A 22,107-nucleotide genomic window follows, 5' to 3' on the forward strand; every position below is an offset into this window, starting at 1 on the left:
CATTATATTATAACTAAAATTAAATCTATATAAAAAAGCTATCAATTTCGATAGCTTTTTTCATTATTATTATTTATAATTTATAAAAATAAATTATATTGAAATATTTATAATTATTTAAAATTATTTTAATAAATTTATATTTATTTAAATAAATATAAATTTATTAAAATAATTTCTATTTAATAAAAATCTTTTAAAAAAATAAGATATATTTGTCTATGGAGATTAATACCTTTCTCTGCGTCAAACCCTCCACCTTCATTATAGATTCTATAAATAAAAGTTTCTTTATCAATATCTGTTTGGCAACCTATAGAAAATAACCATTCTCCATCCTCTTCTATTGCTATTACTTCTTTAGCTTCTCTCTGCTCTTTTAGATATTTAATATTGAATTCTTCTAAATATCTATCCTTGTCTTTTATATACTTAATTAAATGTCTATCTTGCTTTAAAGCTTCTTTACACCTTTCTGGAGTCTATTTTTTCCTTGATTCGATTTGCTCTTTTATATATTGAAGAGCAAGTCTATCTAACTCTACAAGATAATCATTTTTATGTTTATTTTGTTTTAACACTTCCCTAAGAATTGCATCTGTCTGATTTTTTACATATTGAAGTGCCATTATATCTTCTTTAATAGCCTCAAGACATATTCCAGGAGTCTGTTCTTTTACATATTCTAAAGCTAATCCATTTTGTCTTACTGCTTCTAAGCATATTTCTTCTGTCTGCTCTGTCACATACTCAAGAGCTAACCCATTCTCTTTTACAGCTTCAAAGCAAATCTCTTGAGTACGTTCTTTTAAGAATTCGCCTTCTAATTCGCTCCACTTTATATATTCAAGAGCACATCCACTTCGTCTTACTGCTATTAGATATAAATTATAAATTTGTTCTTTAGTTAAATTAAGTTCATCGAATCTTACCTCTTTGAGTAACAATCCATCTATTTTTATGGCTTCTATACACATCTCATATGTTTGTGTTTGTGCAAATTTCAAATCCCATGGATATTTTTTTATCCTATCTAAATCTACTATATTCATTTATATTCTCATCTCCAAAATTATTTTTTATAATATTTTATTTATATTTAAAACTGACCTGAAAAGATTAAGATAAATTTTTCTATTGATATTTATTTCTTTAACCTATAAGTTACTTTGCCCTCTTTATCCACTTTGTTAAATTTAAAAGTAGCATTTTTACTTAGGTATTCTTTATGACTTCTATTTAGTGAAATATCATATTTTTCATTTAATATCATAGTTTTAACCACTTTCTCATTTTCATCTAAAAAAAGTATATAACTAAATTTATTTTTTGGTGCTCCAGAATTAAAAGAGCTAATATTTCTTTTAAATCCCCCTAAAGTATCATAAGAAGAATGAACACTAATTTTAGAGAATTTTACTTTAGCTAACTTTCCCATATTAACAACATTATTAGATTCTATCTCATTAATAACATTATCTTCTAATCTATAATCTAATTTATATCTTAGCTCATTTTCCTCGATTTCATTTAAATTATCATCTATAATACTATTAATCATATAATTTGATAGCCCTAATAGTGCTATAGTAGTTAAAATTTGAATAGGTATATTACAATACATAATCTTATATTACACTCTCCCTTTTTTCTATTATTTTTAATATATTAAATTTAAATAATGTATAATTTTATAAGCCATTTAAAAAATCAAGATAAGACTGCCTATGAACATTTATCCCTTTCTCTGAGTCAAATCCTCCACCTTCATTATAAATCCTGTAAATAAAAGTTTCTTTGTAATGTTTATCTGACACCCTATTGTAAATATCCACTTATCATTTTCTTTTATTGCTATTACTTCTCTTATTTTACCTTGCCCCTCTAAATATTTAATATCAAACTCCTTTAGATATTTATCCTTATCTTTTATATATCTAATTGCATGTTTATTTTGTTTTAGGGCTTTAAGGCATATCTCTTCTGTTTGTTCTTCTACATATTTAAGAGCTAAACCATTTTGTGTTACTGCTTTCAAGGCATATCTCTTCTGTTTGATTTTTTATATGTGTAAGTATCATTCCATTTTCTTTTACTGCTATTAGACAAAGTTCCTCTACAGACTTAAAACGCCTGCTATGATTTTGTTTTTTCCCCAATAGTAAGAGCCATTGATTTTCTTTTACTTGATTCATATCTATTTTTTCCATTCACCTCTCCCTTTTTAATTTTATTTCATATAAATAACATTAATACGCTATTTTAAATTACAATAATTATACCATTTTTGTTGACTATATAAAATATTGCTATTAAATTTATTTAATGATATATTTAATATAGTAGAATAATAAAACTTGTAAAAGGAGATATATATGAATCTTTCTAAACTTAAATATCTGGTAGAAACTAATTTACCTATTTATTTAGGAGAAAAAATAGTTATTATTATTGATGTATTTGAATTATTTAATCTTGTTGAAGTTAAGTTTATAGACAATGATGAAACCTTTGTTGTAGATATAATCACATTAAAAGAAGAAAGTTATAATGATGAAGGAATACCTTTAAATTTAATAAAAAATGATTATGTTAAGTAGAGATAATGCTGGAGAATTATTATTAAATAAATTAGATTTAGAAATAAATGAACTGGAGTGGTTAAGATGACACATCTATAAAAAATGTTTATAAATATATTGAAAATTTTATTAATTTTAGATAGAATTAACCCTTTTTATTTCCTTAGGGTTATAGTATATTCGCAATCTATGTTAATATTCTGTATTCAAGAAGATAATATAAATTAAACCTTAGCACTATGTGTATTTGAACACAATAATTTATATTAAGATACTTTTTCAACTCTCTATTGAACCTTAAAGCTATGTGTAACAAAAAGAGTTATCTGGGATATTAGATAACTCTTTTATATCATTTAAATACCTTTAAGAAATTAAAATAGATTTGTTTGTGAGTATTTACAATTAATCAGTAATTTCTCAACATAACTCATGTCTATCACTCTTTTTTTAGATATTAACATAAATTTGTAAGTATGCCAACTACATATTAGATTATAATTAATTTTAGAAATGGCTTATTTAAATTGTTCTAAAAAATCAAGATATATTTGTCTATGAACATTTATTCCTTTCTCTGGATCAAACCCTCCATCTGTATTATAAATTCTATAAATAAATTCCTCCTTAGTAATATCTTCTTGGCAACCTACTGTAAATAGCCACTCTCCATTTTCTTTTATAGCTATTACTTCACTTGCTCCATCTTGTTCTTCTAAATATTTAATATCGAATTCTTCTAAATATTTATCTTTCTCTTTTACATATTTAATCGCATATTTATTTTGTTTTAGAGCTTCTCTACATATTTCATCAAACTGCTTCTTTACATACTTAAGTGCTCCGCCATCTTCTTTTACTGCTTCTCTACATATTTCATCTGTTTGATTATTTACATACTCCAAAGCTGATCCATCTTCTTTTACTGCTTCCATGCATATTTCATCTGTTTGATTTTCTACATATTGTAAAGCAAATCCTTTATTTCTTACTGCCTGCATACATATTTCTGGTGTCTGTTCTTTTACATACTTTAAAGCTAATCCATATTGTTTTACTGCTTCTAAACATATTTTTTGAGTTTGTTCTTTGACATATTGAAGAGCATATCCATTTTCTTTTACTGCTTCAATACAAATCTTTTCAGTTTGATTTTCTATATATTGCAAGACCATTGGTGATTTTCTTATAGCCTTTATACATATTTCATCGAGCTGTTCGTTTGAAAATTTACCTCTTAATTCATCCCATTTTACATGTTTTAAATACAAACCATTTTGTTTTACTGCTTCAAGGCATATTTTAGCAGTTTGATTATTTACAAATACTAAAGCCAATCCATTTTGTCTTACTGCCTCAACACATATTTCTTCTGTCTGTTCTTTTACATATTTTAAAGCATTTCCATTCTGCTTTACCGCTATAAGGCACATTTCCTCTGTTTGATTTTTTACATATTTAAGTGCATATACAGTCTCTTTTACAGCTTCAAGACATATCTCTGGTGCTTGGAATTTCACGTACTTTAAAGCCATTCCATTTTCTTTTACTGCTGTAAAATATAAATTATATATCTGTTCTTTAGTTAAATTAAGTTCATTAAATCTTATATCTTTAAGTAATCTACCATCTCGTTTTACTGCCTCTATACACATCTCATAACTTTGTTCTTCTGCATTTATCAAATCCCATGGATAATTTTTTATCATATCTAAATCTATACATTTCATTTAATCTTTCCTCTTTTCGGTTATATTTTATAATACTTTATTTTATTTATTATATTATTTTTCAATTATATTTATAATAAGTATATCATTTTTGTTGATTATATGAAATATTACAAGTTGATATATATAGTGCTATAATTAAATTTATTCTGAGTTAATTGATACATCTTTTGGAATACCTACATTATTGTTTTTAACTATTAGTTGGGATAGAATGACTTATGCCCTTAACACTACGTGTATTTAAAAGTTGAGATAATATTGTGTTTTATATAAATAATATAATATTTATAGTATTAATTAGTTATATAACTATAGTTAAGTGCATATAACAATATATATTAATAATAAGTATTTTCTTTTTGAAAAACTTCAAATCCATAAAGGCTCATTCTAAAACTACATTATTAAATATTAATTTAAAGAACTAATATTTTTATTGTAGAAAGGGAGGTGCTTTTATGCATTTATTCAGATTCTTGTACATAACTCTTAGTGGAGAAGACTTCTGGAGTTTTGCCATTTTGGTATATGTACTTTATAAAACTGTAAAACACTGCTTAAAATAGCAGTGTTTTTTATTACAGGTAAATAATTTATAATAAATTTTAATATTCTTGTTATTCTTTGATAACTATATTATATTTTATTGTTTATATGAATTATTGTAAATTTATTTATATAGTGCTATAATCAATTTATCAAAGATAGGCGAAATACTCTACCTTACTTGCGTTGAGGATGGAGATGCAAGCCTAAAACATTAGAAATAGAGATATAAAAAACTTAACACTTAGAAGGTTGGTTTGTCCAGGCTGTAATACACAACATGACAGGAATATAAATGTCAGTATAAATATACTAAAAGAAGGATTAAGATTAGAGCCTATGAATGCTTAGTGAAAATGGCTTATTTACAACTATCAAACCTTAACACTATGTGTGTTTAAATTAGGATAACTGACATAATGAGAAAGCTTCAAGAATAGATTAAACCTTAACACTACGTGTATTTAAACAATGCCAATAAAAGTGGTTAAAAAAAGCTATCTAAATTAACAGATAGCTCTTTTATATTATTTAAATTGTTCTAAAAAATCAACATAAACTTGTCTATGAACATTTATTCCTCTCTCTAAATCAAACCCTCCATCTGTATTATAAATTCTATATATAAACTCTTCAAGGTCTATGTCTTCTTGGCAACCTACTGTAAATAGCCACTTACCATTTTCCTTTATTGCCATTACTTCTTTAGCTTCTCCCTGCTTTTTTAAATATTTAATATTAAATATATTTTCATATTTTTCTTTATCTTTAACATATTTAATTGCATATTTATCTTGTTTCAACGCTTCTATACATATCTCTTCTGTTTGTACTTTAACATAATCTAAGGCCTCTCCATTTTGTCTTACTGCTATAAGGCATAGTTTATATATCTGTTTTTTAGTTAAATTAAGTTCATCCCACCTTACATCTTTAAGTAACAATCCATCTTCTTCTATAGCCTCAATACACATCTCATAAGCTTGCTTTTCTGCAAATTCCAAATCCCATGGACAATTTTTTATCCTATCTAAGTTCACTTCTCTCATTTAATCCACCTCTTTTTTATTTTTAACAATCATTATTAAAGATATATTTTTTAAAATTTATATAGTGATTATATTCTATTCCTTTTTGTTTTTTATAATTATTACGATAAATTAATAATATTTTTATTAATTTATTGAAATTATATTATTTTTTATTTTTTTATATTTTATTTTATAAAATTTAACTTTTTTTACTAATAAAAATTAATATTTTATAAAAACTCATATTACTATAAACATTCCTATTGATATTTATTTCTCTAATCTATAAGTTAATTCATTTTCTTTATCCACTTTATTAAATTTAAAAGTAACGTTTTTACTTAGGTATTCCTTATGACTTCTACTCCTCGAAATATCATATTTTTCATTTAATACCATAGTTTTAACCACTTTCTCATTTTCATCTAAAAAAAGTATATAACTAAAGTTATTTTTGGGTACTCCAGAATTAAAAGCCCTAATATCTCCTTTTTAATATTATTTTTTATAGAAATAGCATTAATATATTATTTGAAATCACAATAATTATACCATTTTTGTTGACTATATAAAATATTGATATTAAATTTATTTAATGATATATTTAATATATCAGAGGATTAATACTTATTAAAGGAGATAACTATGGATATCCAAACACTTAAACATAGAACGAAATTTAAACTGCCTATTTACTTGGGAGAAGAAATTATTACTGTTATTGAAGTGTATGAAGTATTTAATTTGATTGAAGTTAAGCTTAATGGAGAGGATGAAACATTTGTTGTAGATATAATCACTTTAAAAGAAGAAAGCTATAACGACAAAGGGATTCCTTTAAATTTAATAAAAAAGGAGAAAAATTATTATGTTAAATAGAGATAATACTGGAGAATTATTATTAAATAAATTAGATTTAGAAATATTTTTAAGTGATTTATTTTTTAAGTGTAAAAATGAAAATGAGCTTGAGTGGTTAGAGCAAACTATATTAGATTATATTGACCTGGTTAAAGATAAAGTAATAGATAATTATATAGAAAAATAAGAGATAAAATAAAAGATATGAAAAATAAAACTGGAATAAATAATATACAAGAATTTAATATTAGGGGGTAAAATGGCTAATATATATTGTGAAAATTATGATTGTAAAAATTACTTTGAAGATATGTGTATGCTTCAAAGAATTGAAATTAATAACTTAAAAGTATGTGAAAGCTACGTTGAAGGTAAAAATGAGCTATACCAATTAGAAATGAGTTTGGAGAAGACTACAGAGCAAAAATAATAGAAATAATAAAACTAAACTTATTAATAATATAAATTGTAAAGAAGCTATCTCAAGATAGATATAAGCCTCTTTTTCGATATTTAATCTCTGTATAACTAAAGAGTTATCAATTTAGATAACTCTCTTTACATTATTAATCCTAAATGTCTTTAATATTAACATAAATTTGTAAGAATGCCTTATTTAAATTGTTCCAAGAAATCAAGATATATTTGTCTATGAACATTTATCCCTTTTTCTGGATCAAACCCTCCATCTGTATTATAAATTCTATATATAAACTCTTCAAGGTCTATATCTATTTGGCAACCTACTGTAAATAGCCACTCTCCATTTTCTTTTATTGCTATTACTTCTCTTACTTTACCTTGTTCCTCTAAATATTTAATATCAAATTCTTCTAAATATTTATCTTTCTCTTTTACATATTTAATCGCATATTTATTTTGTTTTAGAGCTTCTCTACATATTTCTTCTGTCTGCTTCTTTACATACCTAATAGATGGTCCATATTTTCTTACAGCCTCTATACAAACCTCTTCGGTCTTCTCTTTTACAAATATAAGAGATAAACAATTTGCTTTTACTGCTTCAAGGCAAATCTCTTCAGTTTGATTCTTTACATATTCTAAAGCTTCACCATCTTGTCTTACTGCCTCTAAACAAATATATTCTGTTTGATTTTTTACAAACTCCAAAGCATATCCTCTATTTCTTACTGCTATTAGGCACATTTCCTCTGTCTGATTTTTTACATATTTAAGTGCATATACATTCTCTTTTACAGCTTCAAGACATATCTCTGGTGCTTGGAATTTCACGTACTTTAAAGCCATTCCATTTTCTTTTACTGCTGTAAGATATAAATTATATATCTGTTCTTTAGTTAAATTAAGTTCATTAAATCTTATATCTTTAAGTAATCTACCATCATATTTTACTGCCTCTATGCACATCTCATAAGTTTGTGTTTTTGCATTTTTCAAATCCCATGGATTCCTTCTTATCCAATCTATATCTATACATTTCATTTAATTTTTCCTCTTTTCGATTATATTTTTACAATACTATTTTTTAATATATTATATTATTTTTCAATTATATTTATAATAAGTATATCATTTTTGTTGATTATATAAAATATTGTAAGTTGATTTACATAGTGATATAATCAAATTTATCCTAAGTTAATTGATACATCTTTTGGAATACCTACATTATTGTTTTTAACTATTAGTTGGGATAGAATGACTTATGCCCTTAACACTACGTGTATTTAAACAACACCAATAAAAGTGGTTCTAAAGAAGCTATCTAAATTAACAGATAGCTTCTTTACTATTCAAACTCTTTTAGGAAATTAAGATATATTTGTCTATGAACATTTATCCCTTTTTCTGGATCAAACCCTCCATTAGTATTATAAACTCTATGGATAAACTTTTCTTTAGTAATATCTCTTTGACAACCTACTGTAAATAGCCATCTTCTACCTTTCTTTATAGCTATTACTTCCTGAGCACCTTCTTGTTCCTTTAAATATTTAATCATATTTTCATATTCTTCTTTATTTCTTATATATTTAATTAAATGTTTATCCTGTTTTAATGCATATAAACATATCTCTTTAGTCTGTTCTTTTACATATTCTAACGCCCATCCATCTTCTCTAACTGCTTCCATGCATATTTCTGGTGTTTGTTTTTTTACAAACTTAAGTGCTTTCCCATTCTTTTTAACTGCCTCTATACATATCTCTTCTGTTTGTACTTTAACATGTTTTAAGGCTAATCCTCTTTCTCTTACAGCCTCTAAACATATTTCTTCTGTTTGCTCTTTTACATATTGAAGTGCCCATCCATTCTCTCTCATTGCTTCTAAACAAATATCTTCTGTTTGTACTTTAACATACCATAAAGCTTTACCAGCTTGTCTTACAGCTTCTATACATATTGCTTCTGTTTGCTCTTCTACATATTCTAATGCTACTCCACATTCTTTAACTGCTTCCATACATATTTCTTCGGTTTGGTTTTTCACATATTTCAAAGCTAATCCATTTTGTCTCACTGCTATTAAACATATTTCTGGTGTTTTATTTTTTACATACTCTAAGACTAATCCATTTTCTCTTACAGCATTAATGCACATCTCATATGTCTGTTTTTCTGCATTTATCAAAGACCATGGATGTTCCTTTACCCAATCTACATCTATTTTTCCCATTTAACTCTCCTTTTTCAATCTTATTTTTATAATACTATATTTCGATTTATTATAGTATTATTTATTTTCCTTTATAATTATTGTACATTTTATATTGACTATATAAAATATTGAAACTTGATTTATATAGTGATATAATTAGTTTATCCCAATCTAATTGATGCAGTTGGAAACTATAAAAGAAGAAGTACAAGAATCTGTTTTAAAAGGAAATTTTAACATTAAAGATTATACAAAGTTTTATGTAAATGAATTAAGATTTACTGAAGTTGTTTGTATTGACATAGAGGAAGAATTTCAAGATTTTATTAATGCTTGTACAAAACAATATATGCCAGTTACTTTTGATTAAACCTTAACACTATGTGTATTTAAACCATGCTCCACCTCCTACAATATATAAGTTTTGAGTTATTAAACCTTAACACTACGTGTATTTAAATAGAAGAAGCCTTTCTAAATAAAATAGCTACAGTTAATTAAACCTTAACACTTTGTGTATTCAAACTAACGATTTGTATTTATTTTATTGTTACTTATATTAATTAAACCTTAACACTATGTGTATTTAAATAACGCCAATAAAAGTGGTTAAAAAAAGCTATCTAAATTAACAGATAGCTCTTTTTGAATTATTAAAACTTTTTAAAAATTTAAGATATCTTTTCCTATGAGTATTTATTCTTTTCTCTGGGTCAAATCCTCCATCTGTATTATAAATTCTATCAATAAAAGTCTCTTTAGTAATATTATCTTGGCATCCTACAGTAAATAACCATTCTCCATCTTTTTCTATTGCTATTACTTCACTTGCATTTCCCTGCTCTTTTAAATATTTAATATTAAATTCTTCTAAATATTTTTCCTTATCTATTACATACTTAATTGCATCTTTATCTTGTTTTAGAGCTTCTCTACATATCTCTTCTGTTTGGTTTTCTACAAATTGTATTGCCAATCCATCATGTCCTACTGCTTCCATACATATTTTTGGAGTCTGTTCTATTACAAATTCTAAAGATAAGTAGTACTCTCTTACAGCTTCTATGCATATCTCTTCTGTTTGTTCTTTTACATACTCTAAAGCTAAACCATTTTGCTTGACTGCAATTAAACATATCTCTTCTGTTTGTTCTTCTATATACTCAAGTGCATTACCATCTTCATTTACTGCTTTAAGATATAGGTTATATATCTGTTCTTTGGTTAAATTAAGTTCATCCCACCTTACATCTTTAAGTAACAGTCCATCTTCTTCTATAGCCTCAATACACATCTCATACGTTTGCTTTTCTGCAAATTCTAAATCCCATGGATAATTTTTTATCCTATCTAAGTTCACTTTTTTCATTTAATTTTTCCCCTTTTAAAATTATATTTTATAATACTTTTATTCATGTTTAATATATTATTTTTAAATTATTTTTATAATAAGTATAACATTTTTATTGTTTATATAAAATATTGTAAGTTGATTTATATAGTGATATAATTAATTTATCCCGATTTGATTGGTATATATGTTGAAATATCTACATTATTATTTTTATCTGTTAATTGGGATAAAGGACTTAGCTTAGTTGAAATGTAGTAATTTTAAGTATTTATTGATTTTACAAATAGATTCTTTATAGCTATTGAACTTTAACACTATTTGTATTTAAACGATAGACAAGTACAAGCATTAGAGAAATTAAACCTTAACACCTTGTGTATTTGAACGCATAAGTAAGAGTAATCCACTTGCAATGAGATACAATTAAACCTTAACATTATATGTATTTAAACAGCATATTAAAACTATTCTGTAACTAAAACTAAGTAATTCAACCTTAACACTATGTGTATTTAAAAGAAGCTAATCGCTTCGCATCTACATTTTTATTATGTATTAAACCTGAACACTTTGTGTATTTAAACTACATAACATTAAAAAATACAATTTTACGAAGTGATTAAACCTTAATATTATGTGTATTTAAACATCGTTACATAAAGTACATTAGCAATAGAAATCAGATTAAACCTTAACACTATGTGTATTTAAATAACGCTATATTTTTAAAAGAAACAGATTTTCTTACTAAAATTAGACCTTAACACTATGTGTATTTAAACCCTTGCAGACCTGTTATAAATGCATAAACGAGTTGATTGAACCTTAACACTATGTGTATTTAAACACTATATACTTCATTTAGCTTAGTATTCATCATTAAACCTTAACACTTTGTGTATTTAAATACTGTATAATTGGAATATTAAAAATTAAACCTTAACACTTTGTGTTTAATATAAAAGAAGCCTCTATAGCAATTATGGAAGCTTCTTTAACTTCAAACCCCATATTGTTTATTTTTATAAATATTTTTATCAATAGCAACCACCAAAAATTGTTTATATAAAATATTGTAAGTCAATTTATATAGTGATATAATTAAATTATCCCAAGCTAATTAATATAGCATTTGAAATATCTACATTCTTATTTTTAACTATTAGTTGGGATAAAAAGCTTATAGGAATTGAAACTACTGAATTGTAAGCATTTCTTAATTTTAGAAATGGCTTGTTTACAGTGATTAAACCTTAACACTATGTGTATTTAAATGTAAAACGGTTTCCTAAATTGTGGGGGTGAACTTCTATTAAACCTTAACACTATGTGTATTTAAATCAAGATAATCGAAAGAAGAATTTGCATCTATTGATATTAAACCTTAACACTATGTGTATTTAAATTGTTATTATTTCCTCCGCTTTCTGTACTATTTAAATATTAAACCTTAACACTATGTGTATTTAAATAAGTATTTTTGAAGGTGTGAAAGATTGTAGGTTTAAATTGAACTTTAACACTTTATGTATTTAAACATGTGGGATGACACCAACGATCACATTGTGCAATAAATTAAACCTTAACATTGTATGTATTTAAATTCAATTATACAAACGTAACCTGCATAACTGTCTGCATTAAACCTTAACACTATGTGTATTTAAACTATTCTACTGTTATGTCCAGCTCGTACCCATATCCAGATTAAACCTTAACACTATGTGTAAAAAAAGAAGCTTCTATAATCTCTATAGAAGCTTCTTTTTTTATCTTTCTTATTGTACTATATGGTCATTAGTGTCGTCCCACATACTGCCTCTAATCTCAAATTCAAGATTCTTTTCATCGCACAGCTTCTCTTTGCTCTTAGCAGTTCCAACCCCTGTAAGCTCTGGAGTCCAAACATCTAAGCTATAAAATCCGTCTTTTGTATTAGTCCCAGTGTAAATTTTAATAGGTTCTTCCACTCCATTTTTAGATTTTTTCTGCATTGTATATCTTAAAACTGTCTTATCTGCATTTGTACTTACAACTGTTACATCAAAAACTTTTTGGCTTCCAAAAATTCCTGTTGCAGATAAGGTCTTCCCATCTGCTGTTTTTACATATATATCTTTATAAATGTTTGGAGCCATATTCTGGTTTGTTACACTTAATCCTTTACTTGTACTTGTATTTCTTGTATCCCAAGCTTTTGGCTGTCTCGTTAAGGCATTCGTATTATATTCCACTACTACGTCCAGCTCGTACCCATATCCAGCTTTAATTTTTGCTTTTTTTCTATCTGCTACTTTAGTTAAATCTACCCAACCATAACCTTTATCTGTTGTATACTTACTCTTAAATTTAACAGATTTTATATTATATTCCTCATAGTAACTTTCGTTTTTTGTCTGGCTTGTTCCATTTGTATATCTGTAAAAATCGTATTCTCTACTTGCATCAAATTTTTTGTATTTTATATATTTTCCATTATAATTTAATGTTTTATGTGCTACATTCCAATTATTTTCTGTATTAAAAATGCTACAACCACCACTTGCAACTGGATTTATTGGAGGCAATTGTGTAGAGTAATTACTTCCTTTATTGTTTGCTTGTGTATTAAGGTCATTTTCCCAAAAATGTTTGTCTGCATTTGCATATACATTTACATTTAATTTCTTGCTACCACTTGTTATTGCAGTAATAGGTACTTTTATTTCCCTTGCTATGTCTTTGTTACTTCCTTTTTTTACATGGTCCGTAAACTGTAAAATTTGTCCATTTGGAAGTGTTATATGTGTTTTAATATCTGTTTCGAAAATTGGTGTTTGGCTCGGTGCTATTACATCAACATCATATTTCACTCCAAGTGTAATAAAACTGTCTTGGATAGGTCTTTCTTTGTCGTTGTACACTTTTACGTTGCTTACTTTTACATCATAATTGTAGAACCATTTTTTCTGTGCTGTATTATTACCTTTATTTAAATCTACAGAAACTGGAGCATTTACAGCAATTGTAGCTTCTGCACGTGGTACTTCCCACACAAAATATGGTGTTTCAAAATTCCAGCTCTCTCCTTTATCTACTCCATAAAGATTTAAAGTTTTACTATTTTTATATAGTTCACTTCCACCTTGTGGTAGGTATCTTTTTGCAGTCCAGTTAAATTTAAATGCTTTTTTAACTCTGTATCTTGTCGTATGCCCTTCACTGTCTGTTTTTGTTTGCCAGAACTCTTTAGAAGGACCATGGTAATCTACTATATATCTTATCTTATATTCTTCTCCTGGCTTCATGTAAAGGGCTTCTTTTCCATTTTTATCTATCATTTTTATATTGTTTACTTTTAAATCCCCAGGTTGTTCTTCTTCCTTACCTTCTACACCTGCAACTACATGCCCCCAGTCATTCGTTTGGTCCAAATTGTCTGTTTTATTATATACATCCCCTATGTATCCAGTAACTCTAAAAGCGGTTTTTGTATCTGCAGGTACTGTTACTTCTTTTGTTAATGTAACTGTTTTACCTGCTTCTATAAATCCCCCTCCTTTTAAAGTACCTTTAGTACTATTGCTTGGATATTTTTGTGTATAATCATTTTTTGTAGCATTATTATCCGTTGCCGTACCAACATCTATAGTATTAGGCATTGTTTTTGTAGCAACATCTCCATTATTTTTTATAGTATATTCTACCTTGTATTTTTCTCCTGGTGTTACTGTCCCTTTTCCTACAGTACTTGTATTACCACTATCATCTCTTTTAAATTGTTTTAAGACTGCCCCACTTTTATCTATTAGCTTAATATCACTAATAGTCACATCCTGTGACTGTTTTACATTTATTGGTGCAACTATAGTGTAGGCATTTAAACTACTTTTTCCTTTAAAAGTTTTATCATTCCAGTTTTTTGTTTTTACCCTATACACTCTAAAAATTGGAGTTTCTTTCCTTGGATCCGTTAAAAGACTAAGGCTGTCCATCCACACATCTGCACTTATATTACCTCCACTTACTTTTTTGCTTTGTTTATTGTTGTTTGCTACTTGTATTAAAGTACCATTTTTAAATTGTGGGTCCTTTTTAAGCAGTCTCTCTATGGCATCTTTTTTCTTTTCTTTGTATGCCACGCTATTATTGTACTCTAACCAACCGCCAAATTTTTTGCATCCTTCACCCTGCCATAATATTCCAAAATCTGACATATGTGTTTCTGTCCCAGAACCATCACAAGAAAAATATGGGTTTGTTATAACCTCTCCACGCAAGTTATATCCTAAATATCGCCATTCTCCATCTTTATCAAATCTGGCATCGTAGTTGTTTGTAACGTTGTCATTTGTCGACATTTGATACTTTTTGCGACCTTGGTAGTTAGGTTCTACATTTACCTTAGAAAAATTTGTCTGGCTTCCATTCCAATTTAAGTTCCAGTATCTGTTTCTGTAGCCAGATGTAAGAGTAGAATCCATTTTCGTGTAAAAATTTTCTTTTGTGCCGTCTGCGTCTGGAGATTTATAAACTTTCCCATCTTTATCCGCATATTGCTCGTAATACAATAAGTCAAATCCATATCCACTCTTAATTGCACTTCTGACTTTACCACCATCTTTTACGTAGGTCCTTCCACCTCCACCTACATATGCCCCATCCACATCTCCAAAAAGCGGGTTTTTGGACATTATCTGGTTTTTATGGAATTCTCCTTGTTGTGGTCTTCCATTTGCATCTTGCGTAGACATATCCCAAGTAATTCTACTGTTTTTTATTACAGTATCTCCTCCCCCTGAATCATCTCCACCCCAAGCGGAAGATTTTAGGGAATTTATATTAAATACTGTTAGTAACCCTAATAGAGCCAAAACAGGTAAAGTTATCTTTTTTATATTCATTATTTTCACTTCCTCCTAATTTTTTTATTTTATATAATATAAAGCTACTCTGTTTTTTATAACTTTTTTACATACTATTGTTTATTTGAACTACTCCACCTTAACTCCCCTTGGTAGCGTTTGAAGGTGGAGATTCCTATTCGATAGTACTTTTGTACTAAGCATTCATAGGCTCTAAGGGCTGTTCCATCCCCACTAATCTTAATCCTTCTTTTAGTATATTTATACTTGCATTTATATCCCTGTCATGTTGTGTATTACAGTCTGGGCAAATCCAATTTCTAAGTGCTAAGTTTTTTACATCCTTATTTCTATGACCACATGCACTACATAACTGACTTGATGGATATGTATTTCCTATTATAGAAATTAATCTTCCATACCAAATAGCTTTATACTCAAGCAATCTCCTAAATTCATACCAACTAACTTCACTTATTGCACTTGCTAATTTATGATTCTTAATCATGTTACTTACTTTTAAATCTTCTAAACAAATTATTTGGTTTTCTCTAATTAGTTTAGTTGATATCTGATGTAGGTAATCTTTTCTTTGATTAGATATTCTTTCATGTATCTTAGCTACTTTATTTTTTTGCTTATTCCAATTATTACTAAACTTCTTCATTTTTGATAATCTTCTTTGTTCCAACTTCAATCTATAGTTAGCTTTTCTTAACCATTTAGGATTGTTGAATATGTCTCCATTAGAACATATTGCAAAATCTTTTAAGCCTAAATCTATGCCAATATACTTATTAGATTCTTCTAATTGTTTTATGTCAACTTCACAACATATACTAACAAAATATTTACTTGTAGGTGTTTTTGATACAGTAGCATTTAATATTCGGCCATTTATATTTTTAGTAACTTTAGCCTTAACCCATTTCAATTTTGGTAGTTTAATTAAGTTATCCTTAATAGTTATGTTATTGTTCACGCATTTACTTTCAAAACTTCTTTTAGGATTTCTTTTGCTTTTGAACTTTGGAAAGCCTTGTTTATTACCTTTTTTAATTTCTCTAAAGAAGTTCTTATATGCACTATCTAAATCATCAATAGTAGCTTGCAAGCTGGTTGAATCAACTTCTTTAAGCCATTCATATTCTTTTTTAAGTGATGGAAGCTTTTTAATTAAATCATACTTTGAATATGACTCACCTTCATTTTCATATTTTTCTTTTTGAAGTGCTAACATGTGATTGTACACAAACCTTGAACATCCAAAAGATTTTTCTATTATTTCTTTTTGAGTTTGATTTGGATATATTCTAAACTTAAAAGCTTTCATCTGTATCATTTTTTCACCTCCTTTAGTTTTTTATATTACAGGCTTTAATCTCCATCCTACTTACGTTGAGGATGGAGTATTTCGCCTATTATTGATAAATTATATATCTTCTTCTTATTTAGATTAAGTTCATCCCACCTTACATCTTTAAGCAATCCCCCTTGTCGCTTTACTGCTTCTATACACATCTTATAACTTTGCTTTTGCATGTGTGCCAATCCCCAGGGGTATTTTTTTATCCACTCTAAATCTGTTTTACGCATTTACCTATCACCTTTTTATTTTCATAACATTATATATTATACTTTAATTTTATTTATAATAATCATACCATTTTTATTGTTTATATAAAATATTATAAGTTAATTTACTTAGTGATATAATATAAATTATCCCAAGCTAATTTATGTATATATTGAAATATCTATATTTTTATTTTTAACTATTAGTTGGGATAAAAAGCTCATAGGAATTGAAACTACTGAATTATAAGATTTTCTTAATTTTAGAAATGGCTTGTTTACAGCTATTAAACCTTAACACTTTGTGTATTTAAACCCCAATATAATGGTGACCCAGAAGAATTCCAACATTATTATTAAACCTTAACACTTTGTGTATTTAAACCTGTAACGCCTTTAGTTACTAATGTATCTATAATATATTAAACCTTAACACTTTGTGTATTTAAACTCATTTGTGGCTTTATAGCCTTATTTAAATCTTCATTAAACCTTAACACTATGTGTATTTAAACTTAATTACTAACGTATCCCCTGCTCTTAACACTATGTGTATTTAAACCAGAAAAGAGTATAAAAGACAACTATATGTAGAATTAAACCTTAACACTATGTGTATTTAAACTACGTACATATATAAATTAAAATTAAACCTTAACACTATGTGTAATTAAGAAGAAGCTATCTATTAATTTAGATAGCTTCTTCTTAATATTATTCAAACTCTTTTAAGAAATCAACATAAGTTTGTCTATGAACATTAACACCTTTCTCTAAATCAAATCCACCATCTTCATTATAGATTCTATCAATAAAAGTCTCTTTGGTAATTTTATATTGGCAACCTATTGTAAATAACCACTTATTATATCTTTTTACTGCGAATACTTCTCTGGCCTTTCCTTGCTTTTCTAAATATTTAACACCAAATTCATCTAAATACTTTTCTTTAGCATTTACATACTTAATTGCACATATATTCTGCTTTAAAGCTTCTCTGCATATTTCATCAATCTGTTTCTTTGAGAATCCATCCCATTTTATATACTCTAAAGCTAATCCATTTTGCTTGACTGCCTCTAAACATATCTTTGGTGTTTGTTTGTTTACATATTGTAGACTACTTCCATTTTGCTTGACTGCTTCTATACAAATTTCTTCGGTTTGATTCTTTACATAATATAAATTCCAGCCCCAATTTTTTACTGCAATTAGACACATTTCCTCTGTCTGATTTTTTACATATTCTAATGATCCACCATAATTTCTTACTGCTAATAAACATATTTTATCTATTTTCTCTTTTGATAATTCATCAAACTTCACATATTTAAGAGTCCCACCATCTTTGAATACCGCAATAAGATATAGATTATATAACTGTTCTTTAGTTAAATTAAGTTCATCAAATCTTACATCTTTAAGTAAATATCCATATTGTCCTACTGCTTCTATACACATTTCATAAGTTTGCGTTTTTGCAAATTTTAAATCCCATGGAAATTTTCTTATCCACTCTAACCCTATTTTCTCCATTTATCTATCCATCCTTATTGTTATTTTTTATAATACTTTTTTATATATAATATACTATTTTTCAATTTTATTTATCATAATTATATCATTTTTATTGACTATATAAAATATTGTAAGTTAATTTATATAGTGATATAATATAAATTATCCCAAGATTATTAATATAATACCTACTTTCTATTTTTAACTATTGGTTGGGATAAAAAGATTAAATTAATTGAAACTACTGTATTATAAGATTTTCTTAATTTTAGAAATGGCTTGTTTACAGTGATTAAACCTTAACATTATATGTATTTAAACATAACAAAAATAAATAGGAATAACAAAATTCGATAATTAAACCTTAACATTATATGTATTTAAACTTATTATCAAACCATATATCTCTATAGATACCCATATTAAACCTTAACATTATATGTATTTAAACTATATAACAATCTGATTTATCTACAGTGATTAAACCTTAACATTATATGTATTTAAACATAAATTCAAAGGGGGATTGAAATGAAAATAGTAAGATTAAACTTTAACACTATGTGTATTTAAACGCTATATACTTCATTTAGCTTAGTATTCATCATTAAACCTTAACACTATGTGTATTTAAACGATTATAAATAATCCGAGGATGGTGAAAATTAAACCTTAACACTACGTGTATTTAAACATCGCAACTACACAAAGATATATAAGAGTATTAAACCTTAACACTTTGTGTATTTAAACATAGAGAGCATTAATTTGCAAAAATTAAACTTTAACACTATGTGTAATAAAAAAGAGCTATCTATTAATTTAGATAGCTCTTCTTGTATTATTCAAACTCTTTCAAGAAATCAACATAAGTTTGTCTATGAACATTAATACCTTTCTCTAAATCAAATCCACCATCTTCATTATAGATTCTATCAATAAAAGTCTCTTTGGTAATTTTATATTGGCAACCTACTGTAAATAACCATGTTCCTTCTTCCTTGATGGCTATTACTTCTCTCGCTTCACCTTGTCCTTCTAAATATTTAATATCAAACTCTTCTAAGTATTTTTCCTTATCTTTTATATATCTAATTAAATTCCTATCTTGCTTTAGAGCTTCTCTACAAATCTTATCTATTTGTACTTCTGATAGCATATGCCACTCTACATATTGAAGCGCTAATTCATTCTTTTTTAATGCTTTTATACATATCTCTGGTGTCTGTTTTTTTACATATTGAAGAGCTGAATAATCTTGTTTCACTGCTAATATACACAATTCTTCTGTTTGTTCTTTTACATACATTAAAGCAAATTCCCTATTTTTAACTGCTTCTTTACACATTTCTGGTGTTTGTTCTTTTACATACTGTAGAGCCATTCCATTATTTCTTACTGCTTTAATACATAACTTATGGACCTGTTCTTTAGTTAAATTAATTTCATCCCATCTTATATCTTTAAGTAACAGCCCATTTTTTCTATAGCTTTAAGGCACATTTCATAGGTTTGAACCTTAGCATATTTTAAATGATTCTTATTTCTATTTATTATTCCTAAACCCATCTCCTGATGTTTTATTAAATTATTTTCCTGTTTAGTCATTGTATCCTCTCCTTATGTTTAATTTATTTTCTATAAAACTATATTTTCACATTATAAATATAGTAAATTTTTCTATTTTTTATAATTTTATTTTCATGATACTATAGCTAAATTTAAGATGAACTTCTCTACTGAATTACAGAAAAATCGTGGTTTAATAATTCTTTGGTTGACTTCTGTAGAGTCGCCTTCTAAACTTATATTAGACATATATTTTAGAGGGGGAATAACTAATGTTACAGGATTTAATTGATTTATACTCACTTCCAGTTTTACCAATAGCATGGTTTTTGGAATTAATAACTATGCATACCTTTTCTCGTAGGGTATATTTATGGATTTCTTTATTTATTTGGATAATATTATCCATCTTATTGATTTGCAAGTTCTTTCTACATAGTAAATTTGGATATAATTTAAGAATTAAAAAAAGAGACCTTGCAAAACTAAAACTGAGAAGAAAATTACAGGATAATGTTATTAAAGAAGAAATATTATCTACACTTAGAGATTATAACTTGGAAAAAGGACCTATCCCTAAACTTAGAGATATTCCAGAAAGTAAAAATTTAAAGCTTGATTTAATAGAGAAGCAAGATATGCTTAAAAATGAACTTGAATACATAGCAAGATATAAAGAAGAAAAAACTAACTTAAATTTTGATGAGTATCTAAACTTAGATACATTAAATTATTCTAAGTTAGATTTCCCTAAATCCTTAGCTTGGTATGAAGAAGATGTTGAATATCTAAAAGAATTTCTTCCAATCGATGTTAAGGGCTATTATGATACTTATTCATCATTAAACAAAATGATTAGAGAATATAATTTTGAGATAAATGATATACAAAAAAACTTAGCTATTATAAATAAAGGAGTTAAGGGAGAAGAAGCTGTAAAAAATGAATTAAAATGGTTTAATGATAGATACAAGGTCTTAGAAAATATAAATATACTAATTGATAAAGAAAAACATGAGACTTCTGAATCTGATTTTATAATAATAAATAAAAATGGAGTATTTGTTATAGAAGTTAAAAACTATGGTTCTACTGGAGATACATTAATAGCTTCTTCAGATGGGAACTGGTACATAAAGGATAAATATGAGAACGTAGAACCCATAAATAATATAACTTCCCAGAATAATAGACATTGTGGTATAAACCAATACTTAATAAACAGAGAACTTAAAAATAGAGGCTATAATTTAGAAACAAAAATTGACTGTACTTCTATAATAGTTATTGCAAATAAAGAGATTATTATTGAGAATAATACTCCTAATACTGTAATTAGGCCATCTGAGATATTAAATATTATTAATAATCATAAACCTAACTTTGAACTGAATGAAAAATTACAAAATGAAATAGTTGATATACTTAAAGAATATAGTATAGATGCCTCTAAGTTTCCTGCTGTATCAAGAAAAGATAAAGTTGAAGCTTTACTTTATAATATAAACATATTAGAACCTGGTATAAAGGCTACTGCCAAAATTGCAAACAATTATTATATGAACTATTTGAGATAAGATAATACTTGTATTACAATTACACATATAATATTATTCTTATATAAAAGAGACTACAAACTATTTGCGTTAGGGTGTCTCTTCATTTAATAAGACTTAGTCGTTAGTTTGAAGAATCACCTGAATGGCCGTTCAGGTGATTCTTAATTTTTTGTGACGTTTTTTAATACATACATCTCTTTAATAAACTTATTTAAACCTTAGCTTATTGTGAATTCAAACAACATATGATATAATTAAAATTAGAAGCTAATCATTTTTGGAATTTAAATATAA

General features: G+C 26.7%; 17 protein-coding genes and 4 pseudogenes. 7 read left to right on the top strand and 14 right to left on the bottom strand.

Features of this window, described 5'->3' with window-relative positions:
• Positions 1-182: 182 nt before the first annotated feature.
• From IC758_RS20675 to IC758_RS20685, 3 genes and pseudogenes are all read right to left on the bottom strand, one after another.
• Positions 183-1,052: pseudogene (locus tag IC758_RS20675) on the bottom strand (DUF4116 domain-containing protein).
• A gap of 92 nt (positions 1,053-1,144) precedes the next feature.
• Positions 1,145-1,624 carry a hypothetical protein gene (locus IC758_RS20680; RefSeq protein ID WP_227825260.1) on the bottom strand — a complete coding sequence of 160 codons (480 nt, stop codon included), beginning with the start codon at positions 1,622-1,624 and terminating at the stop codon, positions 1,145-1,147.
• Positions 1,625-1,691: 67 nt separating this feature from the next.
• Positions 1,692-2,207 (bottom strand): annotated as a pseudogene (locus IC758_RS20685) (DUF4116 domain-containing protein); the annotation flags it as partial.
• A gap of 168 nt (positions 2,208-2,375) precedes the next feature.
• Here IC758_RS20685 and IC758_RS20690 point away from each other — a divergent pair.
• Entirely contained in the window at positions 2,376-2,600 is a 225-nt protein-coding gene (locus IC758_RS20690) for a hypothetical protein (RefSeq protein ID WP_227825261.1), read from the top strand.
• Positions 2,601-3,100: 500 nt separating this feature from the next.
• Here the strand turns inward: IC758_RS20690 and IC758_RS20695 are convergent, their stop codons facing one another.
• A complete protein-coding gene (locus IC758_RS20695) occupies positions 3,101-4,312 on the bottom strand; it encodes a DUF4116 domain-containing protein (RefSeq protein ID WP_227861006.1) in 1,212 nt (403 codons plus the stop codon).
• Between the two features lie 765 nt (positions 4,313-5,077).
• On the opposite strand from IC758_RS20695, the pseudogene IC758_RS21300 reads away from it, so the two are divergent.
• Positions 5,078-5,212: pseudogene (locus IC758_RS21300) on the top strand (zinc ribbon domain-containing protein); the annotation flags it as partial.
• A 176-nt stretch (positions 5,213-5,388) separates the two neighbouring features.
• Here the strand turns inward: IC758_RS21300 and IC758_RS20705 are convergent.
• Complete coding sequence (locus IC758_RS20705; protein ID WP_227845153.1) at positions 5,389-5,910, bottom strand: DUF4116 domain-containing protein; 522 nt, start codon at positions 5,908-5,910, stop codon at positions 5,389-5,391.
• A gap of 252 nt (positions 5,911-6,162) precedes the next feature.
• Positions 6,163-6,291: a hypothetical protein gene (locus tag IC758_RS21105; RefSeq protein ID WP_255631002.1), complete on the bottom strand. Its 129-nt coding sequence runs from the start codon at positions 6,289-6,291 to the stop codon at positions 6,163-6,165.
• 246 nt (positions 6,292-6,537) lie between these two features.
• On the opposite strand from IC758_RS21105, the gene IC758_RS20710 reads away from it, so the two are divergent.
• The 3 genes from IC758_RS20710 to IC758_RS20720 all read left to right on the top strand — a co-directional run bounded on the left by IC758_RS20710 (position 6,538) and on the right by IC758_RS20720 (position 7,183).
• On the top strand, positions 6,538-6,771 hold the full coding sequence (locus tag IC758_RS20710; RefSeq protein ID WP_009899328.1) for a hypothetical protein: 234 nt from the start codon (positions 6,538-6,540) through the stop codon (positions 6,769-6,771).
• Positions 6,761-6,940: a hypothetical protein gene (locus IC758_RS20715; protein ID WP_227845154.1), complete on the top strand. Its 180-nt coding sequence runs from the start codon at positions 6,761-6,763 to the stop codon at positions 6,938-6,940. Before IC758_RS20710 ends, IC758_RS20715 begins: the two co-directional genes overlap by 11 nt.
• 72 nt (positions 6,941-7,012) lie before the next feature.
• Complete coding sequence (locus tag IC758_RS20720) at positions 7,013-7,183, top strand: hypothetical protein (RefSeq protein WP_227845155.1); 171 nt, start codon at positions 7,013-7,015, stop codon at positions 7,181-7,183.
• 182 nt (positions 7,184-7,365) lie between these two features.
• Here the strand turns inward: IC758_RS20720 and IC758_RS20725 are convergent, their stop codons facing one another.
• Entirely contained in the window at positions 7,366-8,217 is an 852-nt protein-coding gene (locus IC758_RS20725; RefSeq protein ID WP_227825262.1) for a DUF4116 domain-containing protein, read from the bottom strand.
• A gap of 307 nt (positions 8,218-8,524) precedes the next feature.
• Positions 8,525-9,412 (bottom strand): DUF4116 domain-containing protein, encoded by an 888-nt coding sequence (locus tag IC758_RS20730; RefSeq protein ID WP_227825263.1) that lies wholly within the window; start codon positions 9,410-9,412, stop codon positions 8,525-8,527.
• A gap of 166 nt (positions 9,413-9,578) precedes the next feature.
• Between IC758_RS20730 and IC758_RS20735 the strand changes: the two genes are divergently transcribed.
• Positions 9,579-9,764: a hypothetical protein gene (locus IC758_RS20735; RefSeq protein ID WP_227825264.1), complete on the top strand. Its 186-nt coding sequence runs from the start codon at positions 9,579-9,581 to the stop codon at positions 9,762-9,764.
• Between the two features lie 258 nt (positions 9,765-10,022).
• Here the strand turns inward: IC758_RS20735 and IC758_RS20740 are convergent, their stop codons facing one another.
• From IC758_RS20740 to IC758_RS20765, 6 genes and pseudogenes are all read right to left on the bottom strand, one after another.
• Positions 10,023-10,763: a DUF4116 domain-containing protein gene (locus tag IC758_RS20740; RefSeq protein WP_227825265.1), complete on the bottom strand. Its 741-nt coding sequence runs from the start codon at positions 10,761-10,763 to the stop codon at positions 10,023-10,025.
• Positions 10,764-12,526: 1,763 nt separating this feature from the next.
• Positions 12,527-15,631, bottom strand: coding sequence for a hypothetical protein (locus tag IC758_RS20745; RefSeq protein WP_227825266.1), 3,105 nt, complete (start codon positions 15,629-15,631; stop codon positions 12,527-12,529).
• A 157-nt stretch (positions 15,632-15,788) separates the two neighbouring features.
• Positions 15,789-16,934, bottom strand: coding sequence for an IS200/IS605 family element RNA-guided endonuclease TnpB (gene tnpB / locus IC758_RS20750; protein WP_227824891.1), 1,146 nt, complete (start codon positions 16,932-16,934; stop codon positions 15,789-15,791).
• 47 nt (positions 16,935-16,981) lie between these two features.
• Positions 16,982-17,188 (bottom strand): hypothetical protein, encoded by a 207-nt coding sequence (locus tag IC758_RS20755; protein WP_227824892.1) that lies wholly within the window; start codon positions 17,186-17,188, stop codon positions 16,982-16,984.
• 693 nt (positions 17,189-17,881) lie between these two features.
• On the bottom strand, positions 17,882-18,703 hold the full coding sequence (locus IC758_RS20760) for a DUF4116 domain-containing protein (RefSeq protein ID WP_227824893.1): 822 nt from the start codon (positions 18,701-18,703) through the stop codon (positions 17,882-17,884).
• 823 nt (positions 18,704-19,526) lie between these two features.
• Positions 19,527-20,293: pseudogene (locus IC758_RS20765) on the bottom strand (DUF4116 domain-containing protein).
• Between the two features lie 233 nt (positions 20,294-20,526).
• On the opposite strand from IC758_RS20765, the gene IC758_RS20770 reads away from it, so the two are divergent.
• A complete protein-coding gene (locus IC758_RS20770; protein ID WP_227845160.1) occupies positions 20,527-21,831 on the top strand; it encodes a nuclease-related domain-containing protein in 1,305 nt (434 codons plus the stop codon).
• Positions 21,832-22,107 lie beyond the last annotated feature (276 nt).

The sequence above is a fragment of the Clostridioides sp. ES-W-0016-02 genome (assembly GCF_020641035.1).
Lineage (GTDB): Bacteria > Bacillota > Clostridia > Peptostreptococcales > Peptostreptococcaceae > Clostridioides.

Excerpts from the sequence above, each read along its gene's own strand:
- IC758_RS20680 (WP_227825260.1), bottom strand. The coding sequence starts at position 1,624 with ATGTATTGTAATATACCTATTCAAATTTTAACTACTATAGCACTATTA.
- IC758_RS20690 (WP_227825261.1), top strand. The coding sequence starts at position 2,376 with ATGAATCTTTCTAAACTTAAATATCTGGTAGAAACTAATTTACCTATT.
- IC758_RS20695 (WP_227861006.1), bottom strand. The coding sequence starts at position 4,312 with ATGAAATGTATAGATTTAGATATGATAAAAAATTATCCATGGGATTTG.
- IC758_RS20705 (WP_227845153.1), bottom strand. The coding sequence starts at position 5,910 with ATGAGAGAAGTGAACTTAGATAGGATAAAAAATTGTCCATGGGATTTG.
- IC758_RS21105 (WP_255631002.1), bottom strand. The coding sequence starts at position 6,291 with ATGGTATTAAATGAAAAATATGATATTTCGAGGAGTAGAAGTCATAAG.
- IC758_RS20710 (WP_009899328.1), top strand. The coding sequence starts at position 6,538 with ATGGATATCCAAACACTTAAACATAGAACGAAATTTAAACTGCCTATT.
- IC758_RS20715 (WP_227845154.1), top strand. The coding sequence starts at position 6,761 with ATGTTAAATAGAGATAATACTGGAGAATTATTATTAAATAAATTAGAT.
- IC758_RS20720 (WP_227845155.1), top strand. The coding sequence starts at position 7,013 with ATGGCTAATATATATTGTGAAAATTATGATTGTAAAAATTACTTTGAA.
- IC758_RS20725 (WP_227825262.1), bottom strand. The coding sequence starts at position 8,217 with ATGAAATGTATAGATATAGATTGGATAAGAAGGAATCCATGGGATTTG.
- IC758_RS20730 (WP_227825263.1), bottom strand. The coding sequence starts at position 9,412 with ATGGGAAAAATAGATGTAGATTGGGTAAAGGAACATCCATGGTCTTTG.
- IC758_RS20740 (WP_227825265.1), bottom strand. The coding sequence starts at position 10,763 with ATGAAAAAAGTGAACTTAGATAGGATAAAAAATTATCCATGGGATTTA.
- IC758_RS20745 (WP_227825266.1), bottom strand. The coding sequence starts at position 15,631 with ATGAATATAAAAAAGATAACTTTACCTGTTTTGGCTCTATTAGGGTTA.
- tnpB (WP_227824891.1), bottom strand. The coding sequence starts at position 16,934 with ATGATACAGATGAAAGCTTTTAAGTTTAGAATATATCCAAATCAAACT.
- IC758_RS20755 (WP_227824892.1), bottom strand. The coding sequence starts at position 17,188 with ATGCGTAAAACAGATTTAGAGTGGATAAAAAAATACCCCTGGGGATTG.
- IC758_RS20760 (WP_227824893.1), bottom strand. The coding sequence starts at position 18,703 with ATGGAGAAAATAGGGTTAGAGTGGATAAGAAAATTTCCATGGGATTTA.
- IC758_RS20770 (WP_227845160.1), top strand. The coding sequence starts at position 20,527 with ATGTTACAGGATTTAATTGATTTATACTCACTTCCAGTTTTACCAATA.